21 protein-coding genes are annotated in these 23,874 nt (G+C 74.0%); 16 read left to right on the plus strand and 5 right to left on the minus strand.

The genetic code is table 11. The features are described from left to right. Positions 1 to 51: 51 nt before the first annotated feature. Positions 52 to 921: an ATP-grasp domain-containing protein gene (locus ABFX81_RS12945; protein ID WP_086846958.1), complete on the minus strand. Its 870-nt coding sequence runs from the start codon at positions 919 to 921 to the stop codon at positions 52 to 54. Between the two features lie 147 nt (positions 922 to 1,068). Here ABFX81_RS12945 and ABFX81_RS12950 point away from each other — a divergent pair, with 147 nt between their 5' ends. Further along, positions 1,069 to 2,163, plus strand: a complete 1,095-nt coding sequence (locus tag ABFX81_RS12950) for a MerR family transcriptional regulator (protein ID WP_086846972.1) — start codon at positions 1,069 to 1,071, stop codon at positions 2,161 to 2,163. Between the two features lie 20 nt (positions 2,164 to 2,183). Here the strand turns inward: ABFX81_RS12950 and ABFX81_RS12955 are convergent, their stop codons facing one another. After that, positions 2,184 to 2,888 carry an FCD domain-containing protein gene (locus ABFX81_RS12955; RefSeq protein WP_086846960.1) on the minus strand — a complete coding sequence of 235 codons (705 nt, stop codon included), beginning with the start codon at positions 2,886 to 2,888 and terminating at the stop codon, positions 2,184 to 2,186. Between the two features lie 196 nt (positions 2,889 to 3,084). On the opposite strand from ABFX81_RS12955, the gene ABFX81_RS12960 reads away from it, so the two are divergent. From ABFX81_RS12960 to ABFX81_RS12995, 8 genes are all read left to right on the plus strand, one after another. Further along, positions 3,085 to 4,410: an SLC13 family permease gene (locus ABFX81_RS12960; protein ID WP_086846961.1), complete on the plus strand. Its 1,326-nt coding sequence runs from the start codon at positions 3,085 to 3,087 to the stop codon at positions 4,408 to 4,410. A 47-nt stretch (positions 4,411 to 4,457) separates the two neighbouring features. After that, complete coding sequence (locus ABFX81_RS12965) at positions 4,458 to 5,912, plus strand: AMP-binding protein (protein WP_086846963.1); 1,455 nt, start codon at positions 4,458 to 4,460, stop codon at positions 5,910 to 5,912. Continuing rightward, the gene (locus tag ABFX81_RS12970; RefSeq protein ID WP_086846965.1) at positions 5,905 to 7,281 is read left to right on the plus strand and encodes a carboxyl transferase domain-containing protein; all 1,377 of its coding nucleotides are present in this window, start codon (positions 5,905 to 5,907) and stop codon (positions 7,279 to 7,281) included. Before ABFX81_RS12965 ends, ABFX81_RS12970 begins: the two co-directional genes overlap by 8 nt. An 80-nt stretch (positions 7,282 to 7,361) precedes the next feature. Continuing rightward, entirely contained in the window at positions 7,362 to 7,700 is a 339-nt protein-coding gene (locus ABFX81_RS12975) for a CU044_2847 family protein (RefSeq protein ID WP_086846968.1), read from the plus strand. Then, positions 7,697 to 9,385 (plus strand): VMAP-C domain-containing protein, encoded by a 1,689-nt coding sequence (locus tag ABFX81_RS12980; protein ID WP_346138078.1) that lies wholly within the window; start codon positions 7,697 to 7,699, stop codon positions 9,383 to 9,385. The genes ABFX81_RS12975 and ABFX81_RS12980 overlap by 4 nt, the downstream gene beginning before the upstream one ends. Positions 9,386 to 9,453: 68 nt before the next feature. Beyond that, positions 9,454 to 10,473 carry an AAA family ATPase gene (locus ABFX81_RS12985; RefSeq protein ID WP_346138079.1) on the plus strand — a complete coding sequence of 340 codons (1,020 nt, stop codon included), beginning with the start codon at positions 9,454 to 9,456 and terminating at the stop codon, positions 10,471 to 10,473. Next, on the plus strand, positions 10,463 to 13,696 hold the full coding sequence (locus ABFX81_RS12990) for an SAV_2336 N-terminal domain-related protein (RefSeq protein ID WP_346138080.1): 3,234 nt from the start codon (positions 10,463 to 10,465) through the stop codon (positions 13,694 to 13,696). The genes ABFX81_RS12985 and ABFX81_RS12990 overlap by 11 nt, the downstream gene beginning before the upstream one ends. Before the next feature lie 163 nt (positions 13,697 to 13,859). Next, positions 13,860 to 14,897, plus strand: coding sequence for a rod shape-determining protein (locus ABFX81_RS12995; RefSeq protein ID WP_346138081.1), 1,038 nt, complete (start codon positions 13,860 to 13,862; stop codon positions 14,895 to 14,897). Between the two features lie 21 nt (positions 14,898 to 14,918). On the opposite strand, the gene ABFX81_RS13000 is transcribed toward ABFX81_RS12995, so the two are convergent. Then, a complete protein-coding gene (locus tag ABFX81_RS13000; protein WP_086851338.1) occupies positions 14,919 to 15,872 on the minus strand; it encodes an anti-sigma factor RsbA family regulatory protein in 954 nt (317 codons plus the stop codon). After that, entirely contained in the window at positions 15,869 to 16,225 is a 357-nt protein-coding gene (locus ABFX81_RS13005) for an STAS domain-containing protein (RefSeq protein ID WP_086851336.1), read from the minus strand. The genes ABFX81_RS13000 and ABFX81_RS13005 overlap by 4 nt, the downstream gene beginning before the upstream one ends. 186 nt (positions 16,226 to 16,411) lie before the next feature. On the opposite strand from ABFX81_RS13005, the gene ABFX81_RS13010 reads away from it, so the two are divergent. From ABFX81_RS13010 to uppS, 7 genes are all read left to right on the plus strand, one after another. Next, a complete protein-coding gene (locus ABFX81_RS13010) occupies positions 16,412 to 17,107 on the plus strand; it encodes an ANTAR domain-containing protein (RefSeq protein WP_086851334.1) in 696 nt (231 codons plus the stop codon). A 1,101-nt stretch (positions 17,108 to 18,208) separates the two neighbouring features. After that, the gene (locus ABFX81_RS13015) at positions 18,209 to 19,411 is read left to right on the plus strand and encodes a hypothetical protein (RefSeq protein WP_086855600.1); all 1,203 of its coding nucleotides are present in this window, start codon (positions 18,209 to 18,211) and stop codon (positions 19,409 to 19,411) included. A gap of 1 nt (position 19,412) precedes the next feature. Further along, positions 19,413 to 19,982 (plus strand): hemerythrin domain-containing protein, encoded by a 570-nt coding sequence (locus ABFX81_RS13020; RefSeq protein ID WP_086855599.1) that lies wholly within the window; start codon positions 19,413 to 19,415, stop codon positions 19,980 to 19,982. Next, on the plus strand, positions 19,979 to 20,425 hold the full coding sequence (locus ABFX81_RS13025) for a DUF2243 domain-containing protein (protein WP_346138082.1): 447 nt from the start codon (positions 19,979 to 19,981) through the stop codon (positions 20,423 to 20,425). Before ABFX81_RS13020 ends, ABFX81_RS13025 begins: the two co-directional genes overlap by 4 nt. Further along, on the plus strand, positions 20,422 to 21,189 hold the full coding sequence (locus ABFX81_RS13030) for a cytochrome c oxidase assembly protein (RefSeq protein ID WP_346138083.1): 768 nt from the start codon (positions 20,422 to 20,424) through the stop codon (positions 21,187 to 21,189). The genes ABFX81_RS13025 and ABFX81_RS13030 overlap by 4 nt, the downstream gene beginning before the upstream one ends. A gap of 11 nt (positions 21,190 to 21,200) precedes the next feature. After that, entirely contained in the window at positions 21,201 to 21,338 is a 138-nt protein-coding gene (locus ABFX81_RS13035; protein WP_346138084.1) for a hypothetical protein, read from the plus strand. Positions 21,339 to 21,405: 67 nt separating this feature from the next. Then, positions 21,406 to 23,199, plus strand: coding sequence for a polyprenyl diphosphate synthase (gene uppS / locus ABFX81_RS13040; protein WP_346138085.1), 1,794 nt, complete (start codon positions 21,406 to 21,408; stop codon positions 23,197 to 23,199). A gap of 10 nt (positions 23,200 to 23,209) precedes the next feature. Here uppS and ABFX81_RS13045 read toward each other — a convergent pair whose 3' ends face one another. After that, positions 23,210 to 23,824 (minus strand): RraA family protein, encoded by a 615-nt coding sequence (locus ABFX81_RS13045; protein ID WP_086854458.1) that lies wholly within the window; start codon positions 23,822 to 23,824, stop codon positions 23,210 to 23,212. Positions 23,825 to 23,874 lie beyond the last annotated feature (50 nt).

A 23,874-nucleotide genomic window follows, 5' to 3' on the forward strand; every position in this document is an offset into this window, starting at 1 on the left:
GCCCTACCACTACACCAAAAGCCTCACCAAGGGACGTATGTCCGCGGGTGATCAGCCGGCGGCGGCCAGGACCGCCTCGACCACCCCCGGCACGGACTCCGGGTGCAGCCACAGGAACAGGTTCGGCTCGACCAGCTCCAGTTCCATCACGCACGGCTCCCCGTCCGGCCCGGTGACGACGTCCACGCGCGCGTACAGCAGCTCCGGCTGCCCGGGTACGGCGGCCAGCGCCCGCTCGGCGACGTCGAGTTCGGCGGCGGTCGGCTCCCAGGGTTCGAGGTCGGGGTGGGCGACCTTGTCGGCGTCGTACGGCGTGCCCGGCGCGAGGACCGCGCCCTTGCGACTGGCGTGCAGCAGGCGTCCGCCGAAGAACTGGAGGGCCCGCTCGCCGGCGGAGTCGATGCTGCGCATGTACGGCTGCACCATCGCCGTGAAGCCCTCGGCGTGCATCCGCTCCAGGTGCCGTACGGCCGTTTCGTGCTCGTCGTGGGTGTAGCGGGCGGCGAAACGGGCGCCGGCGCCGGAGGTGGGCTTGACGACGTACTCCTGGTGGTCAGGGAGGTCGGCGGGCTCGCCGGGCGCTATGTACCGGGTGGGGACGACGGGCACACCGGCAGCCGCCAGATCCCCGAGGTACCGCTTGTCCGTGTTCCACCGCACGACCCCGGGCGGGTTGGCGAGCCGCGTCAGCGTTCCGCACCGCTCCACCCACGCCGCGAACTCCTCCGTCCGCCAGCTGTAGTCCCAGGTCGACCGGATCACGGCGAGGTCGAAGCCGCCCCAGTCGGCGCCGGGGGCGTCCCAGGGCACAGCGACGGCCTCGGCACCGGCGTCCCGCAGCGCCCCTACCAGCAGGGGAAGGTCCTGGTCCTTGCCGGGCTCAGGACCGGGGTCGTAGGTGACGAGTGCGATACGGGGCACAGAGGGCTCTCTCTTCGTGCGATCGGATGATCGACCGGCAGGCTAACAACCTCCGAGGGAACCGGAACAGCCCGCTTGACCTTCACCTTCGGTGAGACCCCAGCATCGGTGGCGGAACCGGAAGGAGGTGGCGAGGTGCACCGGGACATGCTGACGATCGGCGCGTTCGCGAAGGCGTGCCGGCTCTCGCCGAAGGCACTGCGCCTGTACGACGAGCTGGACCTGCTGCGGCCCGCCCGGGTGGACCCGGACACCGGATACCGGTACTACGCGGTCGGGCAGCTGGAGCAGGCCCGGCTGGTGGCGTGGCTGCGGCGGCTGGGCATGCCGCTGGCCGAGATCCGCCGGGTGTGCCGGCTCCACGACCGCGACTCCACGGCCGCCGCCCGCGAGATCCGCGCCTACTGGGCGCGTGTCGAGGCGGAGACGGCGGTACGGCGGGACCTCGCCGCGTTCCTGGTCGATCACCTGACAGCGGACTCGCCCGAGTCCCGAAAGGACACCGCCATGCTGGAACTGCGTTACTCCGCCCACTCGGACACCGGTCGCGTCCGGCCCGCCAACCAGGACACGGCGTACGCGGGCACCCGGCTGCTCGCCGTCGCCGACGGCTTCGGGCCGGCGGGCGCCCCCGCGAGCAGCGCCGCCGTGGAGGCACTGCGCTTCCTGGACACGGACGAGATCCCGGCCGGCGGGGTCCTCAACCTCCTGGAGGACGCCGTGCGGGGCGCGGCCCAGGCCGTCCGGGACGTGGCCGAGGGCGCCGACGACATCGGCACGACCCTGACCGCGCTGCTGTGGACCGGCTCGCGGCTGGCCCTGGTACACATCGGCGACTCCCGCGCCTACCTGCTGCGCGACGGCGACCTGTTCCTCATCACCCACGACCACACGGTCGTCCAGTCGATGATCGACGAGGGGCGTCTGACACCCGAGGAGGCCGTCTCCCACCCTCAACGGGCCTTGCTCCTCAAGGCCCTGACGGGCGACGGCACCCCCACGATCCCGGACCTCCGGCTGCACGACGCCCGCCCGGGCGACCGCTATCTGCTGTGCTCCGACGGCCTGTCGAGCGTGGTCCCCGAGGACCGGATCCGGAAGCTCCTCGCCCCGCCCACCGCCCCCGACGAGACGGTCCGGGCCCTGGTCACGGCGGCGAACGAGGCCGGCGGGCCGGACAACGTCAGCTGTGTGGTGGCGGACGTGGTGCGGAGGGGAGAGCACGCGGACGACAAGGGTTAGGGCTGCTCCTAGGACTCCTCCTAGGACTCCTCCGGCTCCCAGTCGAGCAACCGCACCTTCGCCACCGTGCGGACGTGGCGTCGCATGGCCGTGGCCGCCTGGCGCGGCTGCTGTGCGGCGATCGCGTCGAGGATGGCCTGGTGCTGGGAGAGGGAGCGGGACGGGCGGCCCGGCTGGCGGAGTGACTCGGTGCGGCTCTCGGCGATCTGCTCGGTGATGGAGCGCATGAACTCCGCGAGCAGACCGCTGTGGGCCGCCGCCGTCACGGCCGCGTGGAACAGCCGGTCGCCCTCGACGCCGTGACCGCCCGCCTCGATCTCCTCCGCCATGTGCGCGAGCGCCGAGCGCATCGCGTCCAGGTCCTCCTCCGAGCGCCGCTCCGCGGCCAGTTCGGCGAGCTTCGTCTCCAGCGCCTCCCGGGCCTCCAGGACGTCGGGCAGGCGCCGGCGGCGTTCCACCATCCGCTCGACCGGCTCGGTGTCGAGACTGTCGCGCACGAGGTACGTGCCACCCCCGTGCCGGGCCTCCACCAGGCCCTGGACCTCCAGCACCACGATCGCCTGCTTCACCGAGGCGCGGCTCACCCCGAGCCGCTGGGCCAGATCCCGCTCGGGCGGCAGCCGGTCGCCGGCGCGCAGGCCGCCCTCGGCGACGTACTGCCGCAGCCGCTCCAGCACCTGTTCGTAGAGGCGCTGTTTGGCCATGGGGCGCAGGGCGTCGGTCATGGAGTCCCCCTCTCGCGGGGAGCGTAACACCGGGGCCTCTCAGTGGCGGAGTGGCTGAACCAATTATCGCGCAACCCCTTGACGGGCGCCCGGGCCGGACCCACGCTGTTCAGCCAACGCACCTCAAGTGGTTCAGCCACTCGGCCACTCTGCTGGGTGCTCCCAGCCGCTCCGGGGCCCAAAGACGGGAGCCCGTATGTCCCCCGAACTCATCTCGATCCTCGTCCTCGTCGTGGTGTTCGTCATCGCCACCACCCGTTCCGTCAACATGGGCGCGCTCGCCTTCGCCGCCGCCTTCGGGGTCGGCGGGCTCGTCGCCGATCTCGACGCGGACGGCATCTTCGCCGGTTTCCCCGGCGACCTGTTCGTCGTCCTGGTCGGCGTCACGTACCTCTTCGCCATCGCCCGCGCCAACGGCACCACCGACTGGCTGGTGCACGCCGCAGTCCGGCTCGTGCGGGGCCGGGTGGCGCTCATCCCCTGGGTGATGTTCGCGCTGACCGGCGCCCTCACGGCGATCGGCGCGGTCAGCCCGGCCGCGGTGGCGATCGTCGCGCCGATCGCGCTGAGTTTCGCCGCCCGGTACGGGATCAGCCCGCTGCTGATGGGCGCGATGGTGGTCCACGGCGCCCAGGCCGGCGGCTTCTCCCCCATCAGCATCTACGGCTCGATCGTCAACGGCATCGTCGAACGCGAGAAGCTCCCCGGCAACGAGCTGATCCTTTTCCTGTCGTCCCTCGCCGCGAATCTGGTGATCGCGGGGGTGGTGTTCGTGGTGTGCGGCGGCTTGAAACTACGGGGGGACACAGCTGCGGGCAGTCGTGCCGCTGGGGCGGCACCCGTCCCACAGAAAGCGGCACCTCGTACCGCCGAGCTGCGGACCGACCCGGCCCCGGCACCCACGCCGAGCACGGAAACAACGAACCTCACCCCCTCCCGCACAGCCACCCTCACCTCCCTCCTGGCCCTGGTGGTCGCCGTCCTCGTCTTCGACCTGGACGCCGGCCTCACCGCCATCACCCTCGCCGTCGTCCTCAGCACGCTGTGGCCGGACGACAGCCGCAAGGCCGTGGGCGAGATCGCCTGGCCGACAGTGCTCCTCATCTGCGGCGTCCTCACCTACGTAGGCGTCCTCGACGAGATGGGCACCATCACCTGGGCAGGCGAGGGCGTGGGCAACATCGGCGTCCCCCTGCTGGCAGCCGTCCTGCTCTGCTACATCGGCGCACTCGTCTCCGCGTTCGCCTCCTCCGTGGGGATCATGGGCGCCCTGATCCCCCTGGCCGTGCCGTTCCTGGAACGGGGCGAGATCGGCGCGATCGGCATGGTGGCCGCACTCGCCGTGTCGGCGACGGTCGTGGACGTGAGTCCGTTCTCCACGAACGGCGCACTGGTCCTGGCCGCCGCCCCGGACGTCGACCGCGAGCGTTTCTTCCGGCAGCTGATGGTGTACGGAGGGATCGTGGTGGCGGTCGTACCGGCGGCGGCGTGGCTGGTCATGGTCGTCCCCGGCTGGGGATAGCCGGCCGCTGACCGGTCCGACAGAAAACAGCTAAGGAGATGTGACGCGTGACCCCTCTCTTCCCGGCCCTGACCGAAGCCCCGGCCGACTCGGCCGACCGCCCCGCCCTCCGCTTCGGCGAGCGCTCCCTGACCTACGCGCAGCTCGCCGCCGCGGCCGGTGCGACGGCCGGACGCGTCCAGGGGGCCCGCCGGGTCGCCGTCTGGGCGACACCCACGATGGAGACCGCCGTCGCCGTCGTCGCCGCGCTGCTGGCCGGCGTGCCCGCCGTGCCGCTCAACCCGAAGTCGGGCGAGAAGGAGCTCGGGCACATCCTGTCCGACAGCGCCCCCGACCTGGTGCTCACGGCACCGGACGACCAACTCCCCGCCCCCGTACGGGACCTGCCCCGCCTCGACGTCGACGTGCACGGCACCGGGCCGGTCCCCGAGGAGCACGCCGACGAGTCCGACCCGGCGCTGATCGTCTACACCTCGGGCACCACCGGCCCGCCCAAGGGCGCCGTCATCCCGCGCCGGGCGATCGCCTCGACCCTGGACGCGCTGGCCGACGCGTGGCAGTGGACCGGCGACGACGTACTCGTGCACGGACTGCCGCTGTTCCACGTGCACGGCCTGGTCCTGGGCACCCTCGGCCCGCTGCGGCGCGGCGGCTCGCTGCGGCACCTGGGCCGCTTCAGCACGCAGGGCGTCGCCCGGGAACTGAACGCCGGGGCGACCATGCTGTTCGGCGTGCCGACGATGTACCACCGGATCGCGGAGTCGGTGACCGGCGACCCGGAGCTGGTGAAGGCGCTGACCGGGGCGCGGCTGCTGGTGTCCGGTTCCGCCGCGCTGCCCGTGCACGACCACGGGCGGATCGCGACCGCGACCGGGCGGCGGGTGATCGAGCGGTACGGCATGACGGAGACGCTGATGAACACCAGCGTCCGTGCCGACGGCGAGGCCCGCCCGGGCACGGTCGGCGTGCCGCTGCCGGGCGTGGAGCTGCGGCTGGTCGAGGAGGACGGCTCGGAGGTCACCGCGTACGACGGGGAGACGGTGGGCGAGATCCAGGTGCGCGGGCCGAACCTGTTCACCGAGTACCTGAACCGGCCCGACGCCACCGCCGCCGCCTTCACCGCCGACGGCTGGTTCCGCACCGGCGACATGGCGGTGCGCGACCCCGACGGCTATGTCCGGATCGTCGGCCGCAAGGCCACCGACCTGATCAAGAGCGGCGGTTACAAGATCGGGGCGGGTGAGATCGAGAACGCGCTCCTGGAACACCCGGGGGTGCGGGAGGCCGCCGTCACCGGGGAGCCGGACGCCGACCTGGGCGAGCGGATCGTGGCGTGGATCGTACCGGCGGAACCCCAGTCCCCGCCGTCGCTGGACGAGTTGGCGGATCACGTGGCCGGGCGCCTCGCCCCGCACAAGCGCCCACGGGTCGTCCACCACCTCGACGCCCTGCCCCGCAACGACATGGGGAAGATCATGAAGCGGGCGCTGCCCCATGACTGAGCGCCTCCCCACGACCGAGCGCGTCTCAGCGACCGAGCGCCTCTCCGCCCGTGCGGTCGTCGACGCCCTCGCCGACGACTCCACCTTCACCGAGCTGCCCGGCGTCATACGGGAGTCCAGGCCGGACGGCCCGCTCGCCTGGCCCGGCTACGACGCCTCCCGCGCCCGTGCCGCCGAACGCACCGGCGAGCAGGAGTCCGTGGTCTGCGGCACCGCCCGGGTCGGCGGCACCCGGGCCGCGCTGATCGCGTTCGAGTTCGGCTTCCTCGGCGGCTCCCTGGGCGAGCGCACCGGCGACCGGCTGGAGGCGGCGTACACCTACGCCCGTGAGCACCGCCTCCCGGTCGTGCCGCTGGTCGCCACCGGCGGCAGCCGGATGCAGGAGGGCATGCTCGCCCTCACCCAACTCCAGCGGGTCGCCGGTCAGTCGGCGCTCACCAGGGAGGCGGGTCTCGCGCAGATCGCCGTGCTGCGCGACCCGACCACGGGGGGCGGCTGGGCCACCCTGGGCGCGGGCGCCGACGTGGTCCTCGCGCTGCCCGGGGCCCAGGTCGGCTTCGCCGGCTCCCGGGTGCGCCCGGCGGACGCGGACCCGGCGGCGTACACGGCCGAGGCGCAGGTCGCGGCGGGGGCGGCGGACGCGGTCGTACGGCCGGAGGAACTGCGGGAGACGCTGGGCCGGTGGCTGCGGCTGCTGACGTGCCCGTCCGGCACGCCGGCCCCGCCGCCCGAACCGCTCGGTGACGACGCGGGCCTGCCCGCCACCGGCTGGGACGCCGTCCGGCGCGCCCGCTCGCCCCGGCGCCCGCGCGCCGCCGCCTACCTGGACGCCTACTTCTCCGAACGGGCCGCGATCAGCGGCGACCGCTGCGGCGGCACGGACCCGGACGGCATGCTGTGCGGCTTCGGCACGCACGAGGGGCGCACGGTCGCGTACGCCGCGCAGACCGGGACCGCGACCCGCCCCGCCGGCTACCGCACGGCGGCCCGTCTGATCCGCCTCGCGGACCGGCTGGGCGTCCCGGTGCTGACCCTCGTGGACACCCCGGGCGCCGCCAACGACGCGGAGGCGGAGCGGCAGGGCGCGGGCGCCGCGATCGCGGACCTGTTCGGCGCGGTGGCGGGCGCCCGCACCCCGGTGACGACGCTGGTGATCGGCGAGGGCGGCTCCGGAGGTGCGCTGGCGCTGGCCGCGCCCGGCAACACCTGGGCCACCCCGGACAGTTACTTCTCGGTGATCGCGCCGGAACTCGCGGCGGCCATCCTCAAGCGGCCGCCGCGCGAGGTGGAGGCGACGGCGGACCAGCTGCGCATCCGGCCGCAGGACCTGGTGGGGCTGGGGGTGATCCGGGGGACCGTCGGACCGTGAGTTCCCGGTGGCTGCCCCTCACATCATCAAGTACCGTCCGTCACAATGGGAATGCCGGGCGCAAGGACGACGGGGGTGCCGTGGACGGGTTGGTCGAGTTCAGAACCGGTGACGGTGCGGTGGTCACGGTCGAGGCGGCGGAGGAGCGGTCCGGCTCCCGCCTGGTCTCCAGAGGCGACGGTACGGTCCAGGCGACCCGCACGTTCGAGGGCGCCCTGGACGGGGTCCGGGCCGCCGCCGAATCCGCGCTGCGGGTGTTCCGCGACGGGTCCCTGAAGCCGGACGGCGTGGAGATCGAGTTCGGGGTCAAACTGTCCGCCGAGACGGGCGCGTTCATCGCCAAGGGCACCGCCGAGGGCCACCTGGTGGTCAGACTGACCTGGTCTCCGGCCGGCCCGGAGGCAAGCCCCGTCTCATGAACAGCGCCGAGTGGCACGCCCGGATCGAGTTACGGGGCCGGGTGGCCGGAGCGGGCTTCCTGGTCGCGCCCGGCACGGTGCTGACGTGCGCCCACGTCGTCGGGGACGGCGAGGGCCTGACGGTGACCTTCACGGAGCGGCCCGGCTCCGCGCCCGTGCCCGCCCGGGTGGTCGCCCACGGCGGCTGGACCGGCTCCAGCACCGACCTCGGCGACCTGGCCGTGCTGGAACTCGACCGGGAGACGGCCATCGCCCCGGCCGCGCTGGCCCCGGTCGACGCCGCGCACGGCCGGGCGCCGCGCAAGCTCGTCGTCTACGGCTTCCCGGCCGGCTTCGACGAGGGCACCCTCGCCGAGTACCGCGTCACCGCACCCCAGTTGATCAAACGGGAGTGGATCCAGCTGGAGGCCTGGCACCCGGGCGGCCAGCCCCTGGCCCCCGGCTTCAGCGGGGCCGCCGTCACCCTGGCCGACACCGGTGAGGTCGTCGGCATGGTCACGGCGGCGGCGGGCACGCGGGACGTGCGCAACGGCCGGATGATGCCCACCCAGGTGATGGCCCGCTACTGGCCCGCGCTCCAGAGCCTGGTCCCCACCTCGGACCACACCACCGCCGACCGGGCCCGGCTGCGTGCCCTGGTCGAGAAGGCGGAGCGCGCCGGCGTGGACTGCGACCCGGTCCGGCTCTACACCGCGGCGGCCGACCCGTTCGATCCGCCGCCGCCCGAGGAGGGGTTCGACTCGCTGTGGTCGGCGGCCCTGTTCGTGCTGTGCGAACTGGACGGCCCGGGCGCGGCGCGGACGGTGTCCCGGTTCGCCGACCGGCTTCAGGCCCTGCTGCACACCCCGGCCGTGGAGCCGTCGAGCCCCGACTGGTCGCCCATCCTCGTCGAGCTCGGGCACAGCGGCGCGGGCGACGGTCTGGTCCGCGTCGAGGTGTCCGCGTACAGCGAGGGGCGGCGGCACCCGGTGGACTCGGGCACGGTCGAGCAGCACCGGCTGCCCGCGTACGTGCGGGACCGTATCGAGGCGGCCTTCCGGTATCTGACGCCCGGCGCCGACGAGTTGGTCGCGTTCGCGCTGCCCCGGGACTGGCTGGACTGGCCCGTCGACCGCTGGGAGAGCGCCCCCGACGACGCCACCCCGCTCGGCTGCGTCTACCCGCTGGTCGTCACCGACCACGCCCGGCGCAAGGCCAGCACCCGGCATGTCCTGACCCGGGCCTGGAAGCGCCTGGACTCCTTGCCGGGCGCGCGGATGCACCGTGTGGAGTGCGGCGGGCCGGAGGAACCCGGGCGGCTGCGGATGCGGCTGCGACGGCCCGACGCCTGCCTCGCCGGGTTCGGCACCGCCCCGGCGGCCTCCCGCACCCGGCCGCACTTCGACACCTCGCTCACGGCGCCGGCCCCGGTGATGGTGTGGTCGCGCGACGGCTGCGGCTCGGGGCAGGAGGACTGCTCCGGAGCGGACGGCTGCACCGGCAAGGCCTTCCTCGACGCGCTCGACGTCTGCCTCACGGCCGTACCGCCCGCCGAACTGCCCCGGCGGATCCTGGCCCTGCGCGAGGAGGCCGACGCCGAGGAGGAGCACTGGGCCCACGGCATCCAGCTGCTGTGGGACGACCCGCGCGTCTTCACCGACCCGCACGCCGTCGCCGCGGCCCACGCCCGGACCCCGGTGGCCTGACCCACCGCGGACCGGCCCGGCGCACTCAAGAACCACCAGCTCGAAAACGGAGAGCGGAGACCATCCCCATGCCGCACTGGTCCGTCTACACCGGCAGGAACGAGCCGCACGACGGCATCGACGACCTCCCCGCCCCACCGCCCTGGCGTGCCTTCGACGGCGGGCCCGCCCTGCCGCCGCCCGGGGACGGCGAGGACGCGACGGCCGTCTCCCCCGACCGCGTGCACCGGGCGAAGTCGTACGTGGCCACCCCGGAGAGCGTCCGGCTCGTCAACGCCGCGCTCTGCCTGCGCCGCCCCCTGCTCGTCACCGGCCCGCCCGGCACCGGCAAGTCCTCGCTCGCGTACGCGGTGGCGCGCGAGCTGCGCCTCGGCCCGGTCCTGCGCTGGAACATCACCAGCCGCAGCACCCTCGCCGACGGCCTCTACCAGTACGACCCGCTGTCCCGCCTGTACGCGGCCCGGGAGCGGCAGGACGGGCCCGGCCCGGCCGCCGGTGGCGTCGAGGACCACCTCCGCCTCGGCCCGCTCGGCACGGCCCTGCTCCCCTACGGCCGGCCCCGCGCCCTGCTCGTCGACGAGATCGACAAGAGCGACCTCGACCTGCCGAACGACCTGCTGAACGTCCTGGAGGAGGGCCAGTACGACATCCCGGAACTGGTCCGTGCCGCCCGCCGCTCCGGAGACGGCACGGCCGAGGTCCTCGCGGACGGCACGGACACCCCGGTCACCGTCCACCGCGGCCGGGTCCGCTGCCGGGCCTTCCCCTTCGTCGTGATGACCAGCAACGGGGAACGCGAGTTCCCGCCCGCCTTCCTGCGCCGCTGCGTCCGGCTCAAGCTGCGCCGCCCCGACCGGGACCAGCTCACCCACATCGTCCGCGCCCACCTGGACACCCCGGACGGTCACGCGGACCGTCTGATCACCCGCTTCCTGGAGCGGGCGGGCGGCGGCGAACTCGCCACCGACCAGCTGCTGAACGCCCTCTACCTCACGGGAGTGGCGGGCCTCGACGCCGAGTCCCTGGACGACCTCGCCGAGCAGCTGATGCCGTACCTCAGCGCGACGGCCGACGGCGATGGCTTCTGACCACGGCACCGGGCCGTCCCCGGTCGCCCGGCTGGCCGCGGCCCTGTCCGCGGCCGGTGCGTCGCCGACGCCGCGGGAGCTGGCAGAGCTGCTGTGGATGGCCGCCCAGTTGGACCCGGACCGGCAGGAGGAGGGGCCTTCGGGGGAGCCCGGCGACGGCGACACTCCGTCCGCGCCCGAGGGAAACACCCCTGCGGAGGCGGTAACCCCCGCCCCCGTGCCTCCGCAACCGGAGCCGGAGCCGGTCCGCCCCACCCCCGACCGCGTCCCGCTGGCCCTGCCCGCCCCACGCTCCCCCCACCACCGGCACGACTCCCCGGGCGGCGGCGGATCCCCCCTCCTCGCCCCCGCGCCCCCGATGCTGCCCCACCCCCTCGCGCTCCAGCGCGCCCTGCGCCCGCTGAAGCGCAAGGTGCCCTCCCCGCACGCATGGGTGCTGGACGAGCGGGCGACGGCCGACCGCATCGCCCGGCTCGGCGCCCACCCCGACGTGTGGCTCCCGGTGCTGCGCCCGGCCCCCGACCGCTGGCTGCGCCTGAACCTCGTGCACGACACCGGCCCCACCATGCCGGTCTGGCGCCCCCTGGTGAGCGAACTGCACACCGCCCTCGCCCAGTCGGGCATCTTCCGTACGGTCACCCTGCACCCGGCGACCCCGGACGGCCGGGCCCGCCACGTCCCCGTCCTCGACGACGGCCGCACCGTCACCCTCGTGATCAGCGACTGCATGGGCCCGCAGTGGCGTCCGGGCGAGGCGGGCGACCGCTGGTACCGCACCCTGCGCCACTGGGCGCACCGCATGCCCCTCGCCGTGGTGCAGCCCCTGCCGGAACACCTGTGGTCCTCCACCGCGCTGCCCGCCGAGCCGGGCCTGCTGACGTCCCCGGCCACGGCGGCGCCCTCGGCGGCCCTGGCCTTCACCCCCTACGAAGCCGCACCACCCCCGGACCGGGCCCTCCCCGTCCCGGTCCTGGAACCGGGCGCCCCCTGGCTCGCCCACTGGGCGGCCCTGGTCGCCGGCCCGGGCGGCGCCCGCACCCAGGGCGCGGCGGCCTGGCTGCCACCCGCACCCGCACCACCCGCGGAACCGGCCCAGGACATCGCCGGATCCACCCCCGAGGACCTCGTGCTGCGCTTCCGCGCGACCGCGTCCCCGGAGGCCTTCCGGCTCGCCGGGCACCTCGCGCTCGCGGTCCCCTCGGTGCCGGTGATGCGCCTCGTGCAGCGCGCCGTGGACCGCGACCCGCGCCCCCAGCACCTCGCCGAGGTGATCCTCAGCGGCATGCTCACCGCCGTCCCGGGCCCGCCCGGCTCCTACGCGTTCCGGCCCGGCGTACGGGAGTTGCTCCTGCGCTCCCTGCCCCGCTCGGCCCGCGGCCGGACCAGGGAGTTCCTCGCGCGGATCGGCAGCCTGATCGACGAGCGGGCGGGGCTCGCGGCCGGGGAGTTCCGCGCCGAGACGACGGGCGAACGCGACGGCTCCGGCACGACGTTCGCGACGGTGAGCGAGGATACGGTACGACGGCTGGGCCACCACAGCCGCCCGACGATCCTCTTCGAGGCCGACGACCTGAACCGGCCGGAGGCCCGGATCACCCTCGAGTACGCGGTGCACGAGATGCTCGCGCGCGGCGCCCTGGCCGCCCACCAGTTCGAGGTACGCGTCCGCCCCGACGGCTACGTCGTCCACACCGAACCCGGGACCTACGTCCTCCCCGTCCTGGTCGCCGTCCTGCGCGGCCTGCCCGAGGTCCTCACCGGGCTCGTGGACCCGCCGTCGCTGACGGTCACCTTCTGGGACCGGCCCGTCCCGCCGCCGGAGGTACCGCCGCTGCCCGGCGGCATCCAGGTGGTCGTCGCCCCGGCCGTGTACGAGGAGTTCGCCGCCAGCTCGGCCGCCCAGGGACCCCAGCGCTTCCAGCCCCTGTTCCAGGACGGCGCGACGGACACCCCGCCGGTCGCCTGGTCCTGCCCGCTGTCCCCGGCCGCCGCCCCGCAGCCCGAGACCCGCGACCTGGTGCAGGGCCCCTTCATCACGCACGACCTGCGCCGGCTCGGGATACCGGCCCCCGGCCGCACGGCCGTCGTCCACACCCGGCCCGACGGCCCGCTCACCCTGCTCGACCCCGCCCAGCCGCACGGCGACCGGCCGTCGCGGTTCGTGACGTACTACAAGGTGGACCTCACCACCCACCAGTCCCACCACCGGGTCTCCCTGCCGAGCTCCGGCAAGGGCGCGTTCACCGCCGCGGTCGAGCTGTCCTGGCACGTGGACGACCCGGTCGCCTTCGTGCGCGCCGAGGTCGGCCGGGTCTCCGAGCCGCTGCTCGGCCATCTGCTGGAGGAGGCGGCCCGGATCACCCGCCGCCATCCGCTGCGCCGGGCGGGCGCGGCCCAGCGCGCGGTCAACGCCGGGCTGCGCAGGTGGCCGGTGCCGGGGCTGTCGGTGGCGGCGTCGGTGCAGCTGGCACCGGAGGGGGCGGCTCTGCCCGGCATGCCGCAGGACCCGGCCCGGCCGGCCCGGCCGCTGTCCGCCCTCCTCGGCGAGGCCGAGACCGTCCTGCTCGGCTTCGAGGGCCCCATGGCCCGCCTGTTCTCTGCGGCCGCCGCCCGCGAGGCCGCGCTCGACCTGCTCGGCCTCGTCACCGAGCACCGCGACCCGCAGGACGCCCTGACGGGCCGGCCCCTGGCCGCCGCCGCGGCACGGGAGACGTTCGTCCATCCGCTCGACGTCCTGCGGGCCTTCGCCCAGGATCGGCTCGGCCCGCTGCTCCGCGACCGTCTCGGCGCCATCGAACTGCGCGCGGTCCCCGACGCGCCGACGACCCACAACTCCGTGCCGCTGGTCCGCGCCCTGCACGGCTCCGGCCGCCGCGTCAGCGTGGTCACGGACGTCAGCGCACCGGCCGTGCACCGCTACCTGGAGCCCTACCGCCTCCCCCTGGCCGGCATCCACGCCCGCGGCAAGGACCTCACCCTGCTGACCCCGCACCCCGACTGCCTCCTGCGCGCGATGCACTCCTCGGGCGGCGCCGCCGCGACCGGCGTGCTCATCGGCTCCACGGTCGCCGAACTCACCGCCGCCCAGCAGGCCGGAGTGCGCTTTGTCGGCCTCGCCCGCAACGCCACCGCCGCCCGGCAGCTCGACGAGGCGGGCTGCGAGACCACCGTCACCTCGCTGGCACCGCTCCTGGAGGCGGCGCGCTCCCTCCAGGCCCGGTGAGGGACAACCGCCCGTTCGGCGGCGCCCCGCCCGGCCCCCTCAAAAAGGCGCCCCGGCCCCCTCCCGCGCACGATGCGAGGGAGGCCCGCCGCCCGGCGGCCCCACGTCGCGAGGCCCGCCACCTGGCGGCCTCCCACGGTCTGTGCTCTCGGGAGGACCTGCCATGACCGCCAGTCTGGAGCAGTTGCGCCGCTGCCACTTCGCCGTCGACCTGGGGGCGGCCCGCACACGCGTCTACGTCAAGGGCGCAGGGCTCGTCGTCGACCAGCCGTCCGCCGCCGCCGTGAACACCCGCACCGGCGCGCTGATCGCGGTCGGCGAGCTCGCGGAGAAGATGACGGGCCGCACACCGGACTACATCCGGGTGGTACGGCCGGTCTCCGGCGGCACCGTCGTCGACATCGAGATGGCGCAGCGCATGCTGCGGCACCTGCTCGGCGACAAGATGCGCCGCAGCCTGCGCCGCAAGCCGATCCTGCGCGCCGCGGCCTGCACCCCGCACGACGCCGACCCGCTCGCCCAGCGGGCCGCCATCGAGACGCTGGTCGGTCTCGGGGCCCGCCGCGTGGAGCTGGTCGACACGCTGATCGCCGCCGCCGTGGGCTGCGGACTGCCCGTGGAGCAGCCCGAGGCCACGATGGTCATGGTGTGCGGTGCCGCTGCCACGCAGGTGGCGGTGCTGTCCCTCGGCTCGATCGTCACCGCCGAGCGCATCCCGGTGGGCGGCGAGGCCGTCGACAACGCGATCGTGCAGCACTTGCGGCACCAGCACGAGCTGATGCTGCCCAGCCAGTCGGTACGGCCGTTGCAGCTCGCCCTGTCCGGCAACGGCCTCACCCCGCAGGGCCCGGCCTCGACGGAGATCCACGGGCGGGACGTCGCCACCGGCCTGGCCCGCTCCGTCCAGGTCGACACCGCCGCCGTGCGGGACGCCATCCAGACGCCGCTCACCGCCATCCTGGACGGCATCGGCAAGGTGCTGCGCTCCTGCCCTCCTGACCTGGTCGCCGACCTCGCCGACCGGGGAATCATGATGGTCGGCGGCAGTGCGCTGCTGCCGGGCCTGGACCAGATGCTGCGTCAGGCGACCGGCATGCCCGTGCATATCGCCGAGCGGCCGGACGTGTGCGCCGTGCAGGGCCTCGGCGCGATGCTGGAGGGCAGGATCGAACCGCTGGCGCTGGATCCCCTGGGGTCCTGAGCGGCCGGCGGGGCGCAGCCCTCAGCGGGCGAACCAGCAGCGCACGGTCGTCCCGTCGTCTCCCCGGTGCACCCGCACCAGGTCGGCGATGAGGTTCACCAGCAGCAGTCCGCGCCCGCCGCGCTGGTCGCGGGGCACGGGCCGGCGTCCGGCCAGCGGGTCCGCGAGCCGCCCTTCGTCGCGCACCTCGCACACCACGTACCCGTCCTCGGTCCATACCCGCATGACCCCCGAACCGCCGCCGTGCACCACGCTGTTGGTGGTGAGCTCGGCCATGGCGAGGGCCAGGTCGTCCAGCTTGACGCCGGTGAGTCCGAGCCGCGAGCCCTCCCCGACGGCCACGTGCCGGGCCTGGGAGAGCGAGCCGGAGTCGAAGGCGAACGTCAGCGCGTCCGGCACGGGCGGCAGCGCCTCGTTGTACCGGGCGACGACGTCCCCGGGGGCGTACGCGTCACTGCCCTGCTCCAGCCGGGAGCCGGAGGGGATGACGGTCGGGTGGGTGGCGTGGGCGTCGGCGAGGACGTGCTCGGGGAGCCGCTCGACGTCGTACGGGCACAGGATGGTCGCCGTACGGCCCCGGAAGGCCGCGTTGATGAGCGCCTCGTGCTGGACGCACGCGGGGTACTCGGTGTCGGAGCGCCCGGCCCAGATGGGCTCGCCGATGATCCGCACCCGGCGTCCGGCCGGCTGGGCGTCGGCGAACGCGCGTAGCACACCGGGAATGATGCGCCCGGGATTGCGGCCGGCCTCGCACATGTCCAGCAGCCGTACCGCCTCGGCGGCCTCGCCCAGCGCGTCCCGGATCAGCGCGAGGTTCTTGCCGGGCACCGCGACCGCCACGGGGTCGCCGGCCGACAGGCCCTCGCGCACGAAGGGCACGGTGACGTCGAGGTACTCGTCCTCGTCACGGTAGAAGAGCGCGGGATGGACGAAGGGCTCCAGGGGGCCGAAGGGTTCGGCCACGGCAGCGGTCATGACACCGATACCTCGATCCCGGCGTGGCCGGGCCACAGCAGGTCCAGCGTCCGCCGCAGGGCCGCCGGCGGACGTCGCACCACGAATCGCCGGCCGTCCCCGAGCTGTCCGGCGGCGGCCGCGAGCGCGCCCGCGCCCGCGACGTCGACGAACGTCACGTCGGACAACTCCAGGTAGTACACGTCCTCATCCTCGCGAACAGCCTGCTCAAGTACGCCTTCCCAGATCGCACGTGTCGTCAGGACGACCTCTCCCCTTGCCCGGACACCCTGCCGCCCGGGCAAGGGGAACACCGCCAGGCCCGGCACGGGATCACGTGCCCCGGCTGCCGGCACCCGATACTGAGTGTTCAAGCCCTCTCCCCACGCTTGTGGACCAAGGCGCTGGTACCCGCCCAGGGGAATCTCATTCCCCGTAGTGGTGTGTAGTACGCCGTACGGCGGGCAGGCGCATCTCACACCGACGTCGACGGGGGCGAGTGACGTCGTGCAGTTCCCGCGAGGAGGAACACGACCGACGAGGACGGAAAAGGCGGTGACATGACGTCAGCGGCATCACCACATCGCACAGGAGGGTCGAACACACTGGTCATCAGTGGCCGCGTGGGCGCGGACCGGGCCGAGTTCACCCCGTGCGGTGAGCTGGTTCACGGCTGCGCGGAAACTCTGACCAGGACCCTGGCCGAGCTGCCGCCCACGATCACGCGGGTGGACCTGGACATGGAGGGCGTGCACTTCATGGACACGGCGGGTCTGCAATTCCTCGACGTGCTGGGCGAGTTCGCCCGGCAGCGGTTCGTGACGGTCACGACCACCAACTGGAACGGCCAGCCGCGCCGGATCCTGGAACTGGCGGGCCTGGACACGACCGACCCTCTTCGTCCCGCGCCCCACGCCGACCCCGAGCCCGCCCAGCCGTCGGCCCCGGCCTCCTCCGCGGTCGCCCTGGAACGCTCGGAGCGCCTGCACGTCCTCCAGGAGGAGGTCGAGCAGCTCCGCCAGGCCATCGCCTCCCGGCCGGTCATCGACCAGGCCCGGGGCATCCTCATGGCCAGCCACGGCTGCACGTCCGACGAGGCCTGGCACATCCTGCGCGAGACCTCCCAGCTGTCCAACACCAAGCTCCGCGACGTGGCCGCCGCCGTGACGGCCGGCGCGAAGCCCGACGGCCCCCGGCCGTCCCCCGAACTCCGCGAGGCCTTGCGGCGAGCCATCGCCCGCCGCCGCCCGACCTGAGACCGAGCCGGAGGACCTCCCCCCGGGCCGCCCGGCCCACCCGTGGCGGCCCCGACGTCCTGCGCGAAACAACCCCACCGGTCGCGCCCACGCCCCTCCCCGCCCCAAACCGACCGGCCACCGGCCACGACCGACCGCGTCCCCCGGACCGCCCAGACACCACCCCGGACGAACCCAACGGCTGACGCCACACCGCACCACCTGTCCCTCTCGCACGCATCACCCCACCGGTCGCGCCCACGCCCCTCCCCGCCCCAAACCGACCGGCCACCGGCCACGACCCACCGCGTCCCCCGGACCGCCCCAGACACCACCCCGGACGAACCCAACGGCTGACGCCACACCGCACCACCGGTCCCTCTCGCACGCACCACCCCACCGACCCGGCCCGGGGCGGGAGGGGTGTAGCCGGACACCGGCCACGACCCACCGCGTCCCCCAGAACCGCCCAGACACCACCCCGGACGAACCCAACGGCTGACGCCACACCGCCCCCACCGGCCCCCCTCGCACCCGCACCCCGCGGGCCCCGGCCACATCCCTCCCGCCCCGGGCCGACCGGCCACCGGCCACGACCGACCGACCCCCGGACCGCCCAGACACCACCCCGGACGAAGTCAGCGGCTGACGCCACACCGCCCCACCGGTCCTTGTCGCACCCGCCACCCCCGGGCTTAGCGCACCCGAACCAGGCCCGACCGCCCTCCATCCCGCACCGACCGACCCGGCAGACCCACCGGCCGACGCCACCCCGCCCCACCGGCCCCTGGACGCCATCGAGTCCCGGCCACGGCCACCCGGCCGCTCCTCCCGGACCGACCGGCTGTCCTGGTTCGCGGCACCCCCGACGGCCTCTCCCCCGATCCGCGAGCCCTTCTCACCAACCGCCACCGCCCGGCCAACCGGCTACCTCCTCGGAGCCCACCCCGCAACCTCTCGCGGGCCGAGCGAGTGCCGCTCCGCGACGCGCCCGGCTGGCCTCCTCGGCCGGGCGGCCGTCGCACCGGGAACGACCGGTGCGCCCACCCGTCCCGTTTCCCCACCGCACCCGGCGGGTACCCGGCGGCGGCCTCTTCCGGTCCCCCTGCCGAGGAGAAATCCATGGGCTTCAACCCAGTCGAGCACCAAGGCATCCCCCTGGACCGCCAGCTTCGAAGCTGGCGGGAGCTGGACGTCGAGCCGATCGATCCGGATCACGCCGATCCGTACACCCGCTGCCGGATCATCACGATGAACGGCATCGAGGTCGAGGCGATCCTCTTCAGCCACCAGTTCGCCCGCCACTGCCCCGACCCGGAGGTCAAACGGCAGCTCGCGGAGGTCCGCTACATCGAGCACCAGCAGCAGAAGACCGTCAACTGGCTGCTGCCGGGCCTCGCCTCCGTCCTGGAGACGACCATCGCCTACGAACAGGTCGCGGTGGACCTCACCGGCTGGATCGCCCGCCACGAGCCCGACCCGTACCTGAAGCAGGCGTACGAGTTCGGCGTCCTGGAGGACTTCGACCACCTGTACCGGTACGCCAACCTCTACGAGATGATCGAGCACCGCAAGGCGGAGTCGATCGTCGACGGCCTCACCGAGGTGATGCCGGGCCGGCCGACGAAGTTCCACCACCGCCACCCGCACGACAACGTGCGCGAGCCGTACGACCGCTCGACCACCAACCCGCTCTCCAAGCTGCACGCCCTGACCATCATGTCGGCCGAGCAGCAGACCATGAACTTCTACATGAACGTCGGCCCCCAGTACATGGAGCCGATCGCACGGCAGCTCTACCAGGAGATCGGGCTGATCGAGGAGGAGCACGTCACCCACTACGAGTCCCTGGTCGACCCGGGCGAGACCTGGTGGGAGCAACTCGTCAACCACGAGTACAACGAGTGCTACCTCTACCACTCCTTCATGGAGCAGGAGCCGGACCCGAAGGTGAAAGCCATCTGGGAGCTGCACCTGAACATGGAGCTCGAACACCTACGGATAGCCTGCGATCTGATGCGCCGTCATGACGGCCGCGAACCGCAGGAGATCCTCGCTCCGGAGCTGCCGAACGTCCTGACGTTCGAGCAGAACAAGGTGTTCGTACGCGACCTCCTGGACACCCAGATCGACGTGACCACCCTGGGCACCGGCTACGTGCAGGACGCGCACGAGCGGTTCGAACGGATGCAGGAGCAGATCCACGGCGGCGAGGAGCCGCCCAGCGAGCGCGTGATGGCCCAGCACCGCGAGATGTTCGGCGGCGAGTACCGCATCGAGACCGAGGGCGGCCACCCCGACCTGGCCTCCCGGGAGAGGGACTGACATGGCCGGAATCGCCGATTCGGACGCCGATGTCGTAGCCCTGCTCATGCGCCAGCACGGCGACATCCGCAACCTGTTCGACGAGGTCGAGAAGACCACCGGGGACGAGCGCCGCGCGGCGTTCCGCCGGCTGGTCCAGCTGCTGGCCGTGCACGAGACGGCCGAGGAGGAGGTCGTCCGCCCGTTCACCCGGGCGAACGTGCCGGGCGGCGAGCAGGTGGTCGAGGACCGCCTGAACGAGGAGCGGGAGGCGAAGGAGCTCCTGTCCCGCCTGGACGGCACGGACCCGGACGACCCGAAGTTCCTGCCCGAGCTCCTCTCGCTCCGCCTGGACGTGATGGCACACGCCCGGGCCGAGGAACGCTACGAGTTCAACCACATCCGCCGCCACGCGGACCAGGCGCGTCTGGCGTCGATGGCCTCGGCCGTGAAGGCCGCCGAGGCCACGGCCCCGACCCACCCGCACCCCGGCACGGAGTCCGCGGCCAAGAACCTGACGCTCGGCCCGCTCGCGGCCGTCGTCGACCGCACCCGGGACGCCGTCCGCAAGGCCATGGGCAAGGACGGGTGAACTACCGCCGCTCACTGACCGGTGGGGCGCTGTCGGGACTCGGCATCGCCGCGTTCGTCGACGAGACCGTCTTCCACCAGCTCCTCCACTGGCATCACTTCTACGACAGATCCACCCCCGACGTGGGACTGGTCTCCGACGGCCTGTTCCACGCCGGCGGCTGGCTGGCCATGGTGGCGGGCCTGTTCCTCTACGCCGACCTGCGCCGCCGGGGCGGCCCGCTGCGCCCGGCGTGGTGGTCCGGCGTCTGCCTGGGCATCGGCGGCTTCCAGCTCTACGACGGCACCGTCCAGCACAAGCTGCTGCGCCTGCACCAGATCCGCTACGACGTCGATCCGCGCCCGTACGACTGGACCTGGAACGTCATCGCCGTCCTGTTCCTGCTGGCCGGCCTGCTCCTGTGGCACCGGGCGCGGCGCGCCGTGCGGGAGCGGTCGCGATGACGCCCACGCCGGCTCCCCTGCCCGTCCTGGTACTCCTGTGCTGCCTGCTCTACACGGCGGCCGCCGCCCGGCTGCGGCACCGCGGGGACCGCTGGCCGCTGTGGCGCGACGCGGGTCTCTGGCTGGGCGGCGGCCTGCTGGTGGCGGCGTTCGCCGTGCCGTGGGAGTCGTGGCTGCCGCCGTTCACCGCGCACATGGCCGCCCACCTGACGGCCGGCATGGCGGCACCGATCCCGGTCGTCCTCTCCCGCCCCGTCACCCTGGCCCTGCGCGTCCTCCCCCTCCCGGCCCGCCGCGCCCTGGTCTCCCTGACCCGCTCCCGCATCGTCACGACCCTGGTCTTCCCGCCGGTGGCCGCGGCCCTGGACATCGGCGGCCTGTGGCTCCTCTACCGGGCTCCCCTGCCGCCGTCCCTGCACCACAGCCCCCTGCTCCTGCTGCACCTCTTCCTCGCCGGAACGCTCTTCGCCTTCGCCCTGCTCGCCGTGGACCCGGTCCGCCACCGGCCGGGCTTGGCCGTACGCGCCGGCACCCTCCTGGCGGCCGCCGCGGCCCACGCCGTCCTGGCGAAGAGCCTGTGGGCGACGGGCCCGCCCGGCACGGCCTTCACCCCGGCCGACCTGCGCCTCGCCTCGCAGCTCATGTACTACGGCGGTGACGCGGTGGAGATCGCCCTGGCCCTGCTGCTGGCGTCCCAGTGGTACCGCGCGCAGGGCCGATCACTACGGCTCCACCGGGGTACCCGGCAGCCTGCACCGGCATGAGGAGACACACGATGAGCGACCAGACCCCGTCCCAGGCCGAAGGCGACCGCGAGGACGACCAGAACACGACCCCCACCCCGACCCCGTCCCAGGCGGAGGGCGACCGCGACGACACCGCCGCCGACGAGGAGGAGGACAGCGACTCCTAGTCCCAGGTCCGACGCGGCCCCGGCCCACATGCGCTGGCCACCGCGCAACCTGACGTACCGTCTCGGTGTGAGCGATGTACCTCCCGCGAACACCCGACGGGCAGTCAGGCGAGCCTCCGTGCGCGCGGTGATCGGCGACGATCCGGCGCTGCGGGCGGCCTACGGGCTGTGCCGACGCCGGACCAGGGAGCAGGATCCGGCGGAGTACGCGCTGATCGAGCTGGTGCCCGCGGCGCTGCGCCCGGCCTGCTGGGCCCTGTGGGCGGCGGCCAGCGCGCTCGACGACCTGGGCGACGACCGCACCGCGCCCGCCGCCCAACGGGCCGACCGGGTCGAGGAGTGGATCACCGCCCTGCACCGCGAACTGCCCACCGGCACGAGCCCGGACCCGATCCGCCACGCCCTCGTCGACACCGCGACGCGCTGGCGGCTGGACCTGTCCGAACTGCACGGCGCCATGGTCCAGGTCCGGGACGACACCCACGGCAGGCACTTCGCCGACTGGGCCGCGTGGCGCACCTGGGGCCGGGACAACCTGCTGCCCTGGTTCGGCCAGGTCCGTACCCTCTTCGACCGGGCCGGCGTCCCCGTGGCACTGCGTCTGGACACCCGGGAGACCTACGAGGAGTTCCTGGACGGCGTCCGGCTCACGGACATCCTCACCGACCTGTCCGCCGACCTCGCCCAGGGCGATCTCCTGCTGCCCGACGAGGCCCTGCGGCCTTACCCCGGTGCCGCGGAGGACCTGGCGCTCCGGCGCTGGAGCCCCGCCGTCGCCGCTCTGGTCACCGAGCTGACCGGACTGGCCCGCCAGTGGGTGAGCCAGGACGGTCTCAGCCGCGGGATGCACCCGGGGCCCGCCACCGTCCTGCACACCATGGCCGCCCTGCTGCGCGCCCAGCTCGACGCGATCGGCTCCGCCGGCCCGGCCCTCCTGCGGCGCCCGCCCCGGCCCGCGCTCGGCACCCGGGCCCGCATCCTCGTCCCCGCCCGGGCCCGCGCCGCCCTGGCCTGGAGCCTGACCGCGCTGACGGTGCCGCCCGCACCGCCCGCCGGGCACGGCAGCCCGCCCCCGGCCGACCGGACGGCCCGCACCCGGAGCTTCCGGCCCGCGCCACCCCACCCCGACGGCCACCGGCCCCCGGACATCCCGCCGGACCGGCTTCCCGCACACGTCGCCGTGATCATGGACGGCAACGGCCGCTGGGCCGAGCAGCGCGGCCTGCCCCGGCACGAGGGGCACCGGGCCGGCGCCGCCGCCGTGCGCGAGGTGGTGCACGGCGCCCTGGACATCGGCCTGCGGCACCTGACGCTCTACACCTTCTCCACCGAGAACTGGCACCGCGATCCCGAGGAGGTCGACGCGATCCTCGACCTCGTGCGCCGCGAGGTCGTCGACGACCCCTTCCGCGACCTCGACGTCCGGCTGCGCTGGCACGGCCGCACCGGCCGCCTGCCGCCCGACCTGTCCGACCTCCTCGACCTGCGGGAGCGCAGCACACGCACCCGCACCGGCCTGACGCTGACGATGTGCATCGACTACGGCGGCCGCGACGAGCTCACCCGCGCCGCCGCCGCCCTCGCCCGCCAAGCCCGTGCCGGTCACCTCGATCCCGACCTGATCGGCGAGAAGGACTTCGCCCGGCACCTGCCCCGCCCGGACATGCCGGACGTCGACCTGCTCTGGCGCACCGGCAACGAGCAGCGCATCTCCAACTTCCTGCCCTGGCACACCGCCTACGCCGAGCTGCACTTCACGCCGGACCTCTGGCCCGACACCGACCGCCGCCACCTGTGGCAGGCGATCACCACGTACACCCACCGCCAACGCCGCCACGGCACCGTCCCGGCGGGCGCATGAGGGAGTCCGGTCAGCCGGTGAAGCCCTGGTCGCTCAGCGCCTTCTCGACACGGGCACGGTGGTCGGCCTCCCAGACGTCGAGGGACTCCTCGGCCTCCTTGGCCAGTTTCGCCCGAGCCGCCGCGAGGATCTCCTCCCGGCGGGCGGCGGGGGTGACGACGACGCCTTCCTCGTCGGCGACCACGATGTCGCCGGGGTGCACGAGCACGCCGCCGACGCGGGCCGGCTCACCGAGCGCGCCGGCCTTCTCCTTGGTTCCGGGGATCGGTATGACACCGCGTGCGAAGACGGGAAAGCCCGCCTCGCGCACCTCGCCGAGATCGCGGACGACACCGTCGACCACGAAGGCGGCGACCCCCCGGCGCTGGGCGACGGCGCACACATTGCCGCCGGCCAGCGCGTAGTCCACGTCGCCCGACTCCACGACGATGACCGAGCCGGGCTCGGCACGGTAGATCGCGGCGTGCAGCATCAGGTTGTCGCCGGGCACGCACCGCACGGTGTACGCGGGACCCGCGACGCGGGGCGAGTGCCACAGCGGGCGGATGCCGGTGTCCATGACCTGGGCGCGGCCCAGCAGGTCGGCGAGGGTGGTGGGAGGGACGTCCTGGAAGGGAGAAGTCACACCGGGGATCCAAGCAACAAGGCACCAGCCGACGCCACTTGGTTTCAGCC

Origin of the sequence: Streptomyces coeruleofuscus (assembly GCF_039532725.1) — a bacterium.
In the GTDB taxonomy this organism is placed as follows: domain Bacteria; phylum Actinomycetota; class Actinomycetes; order Streptomycetales; family Streptomycetaceae; genus Streptomyces; species Streptomyces coeruleofuscus.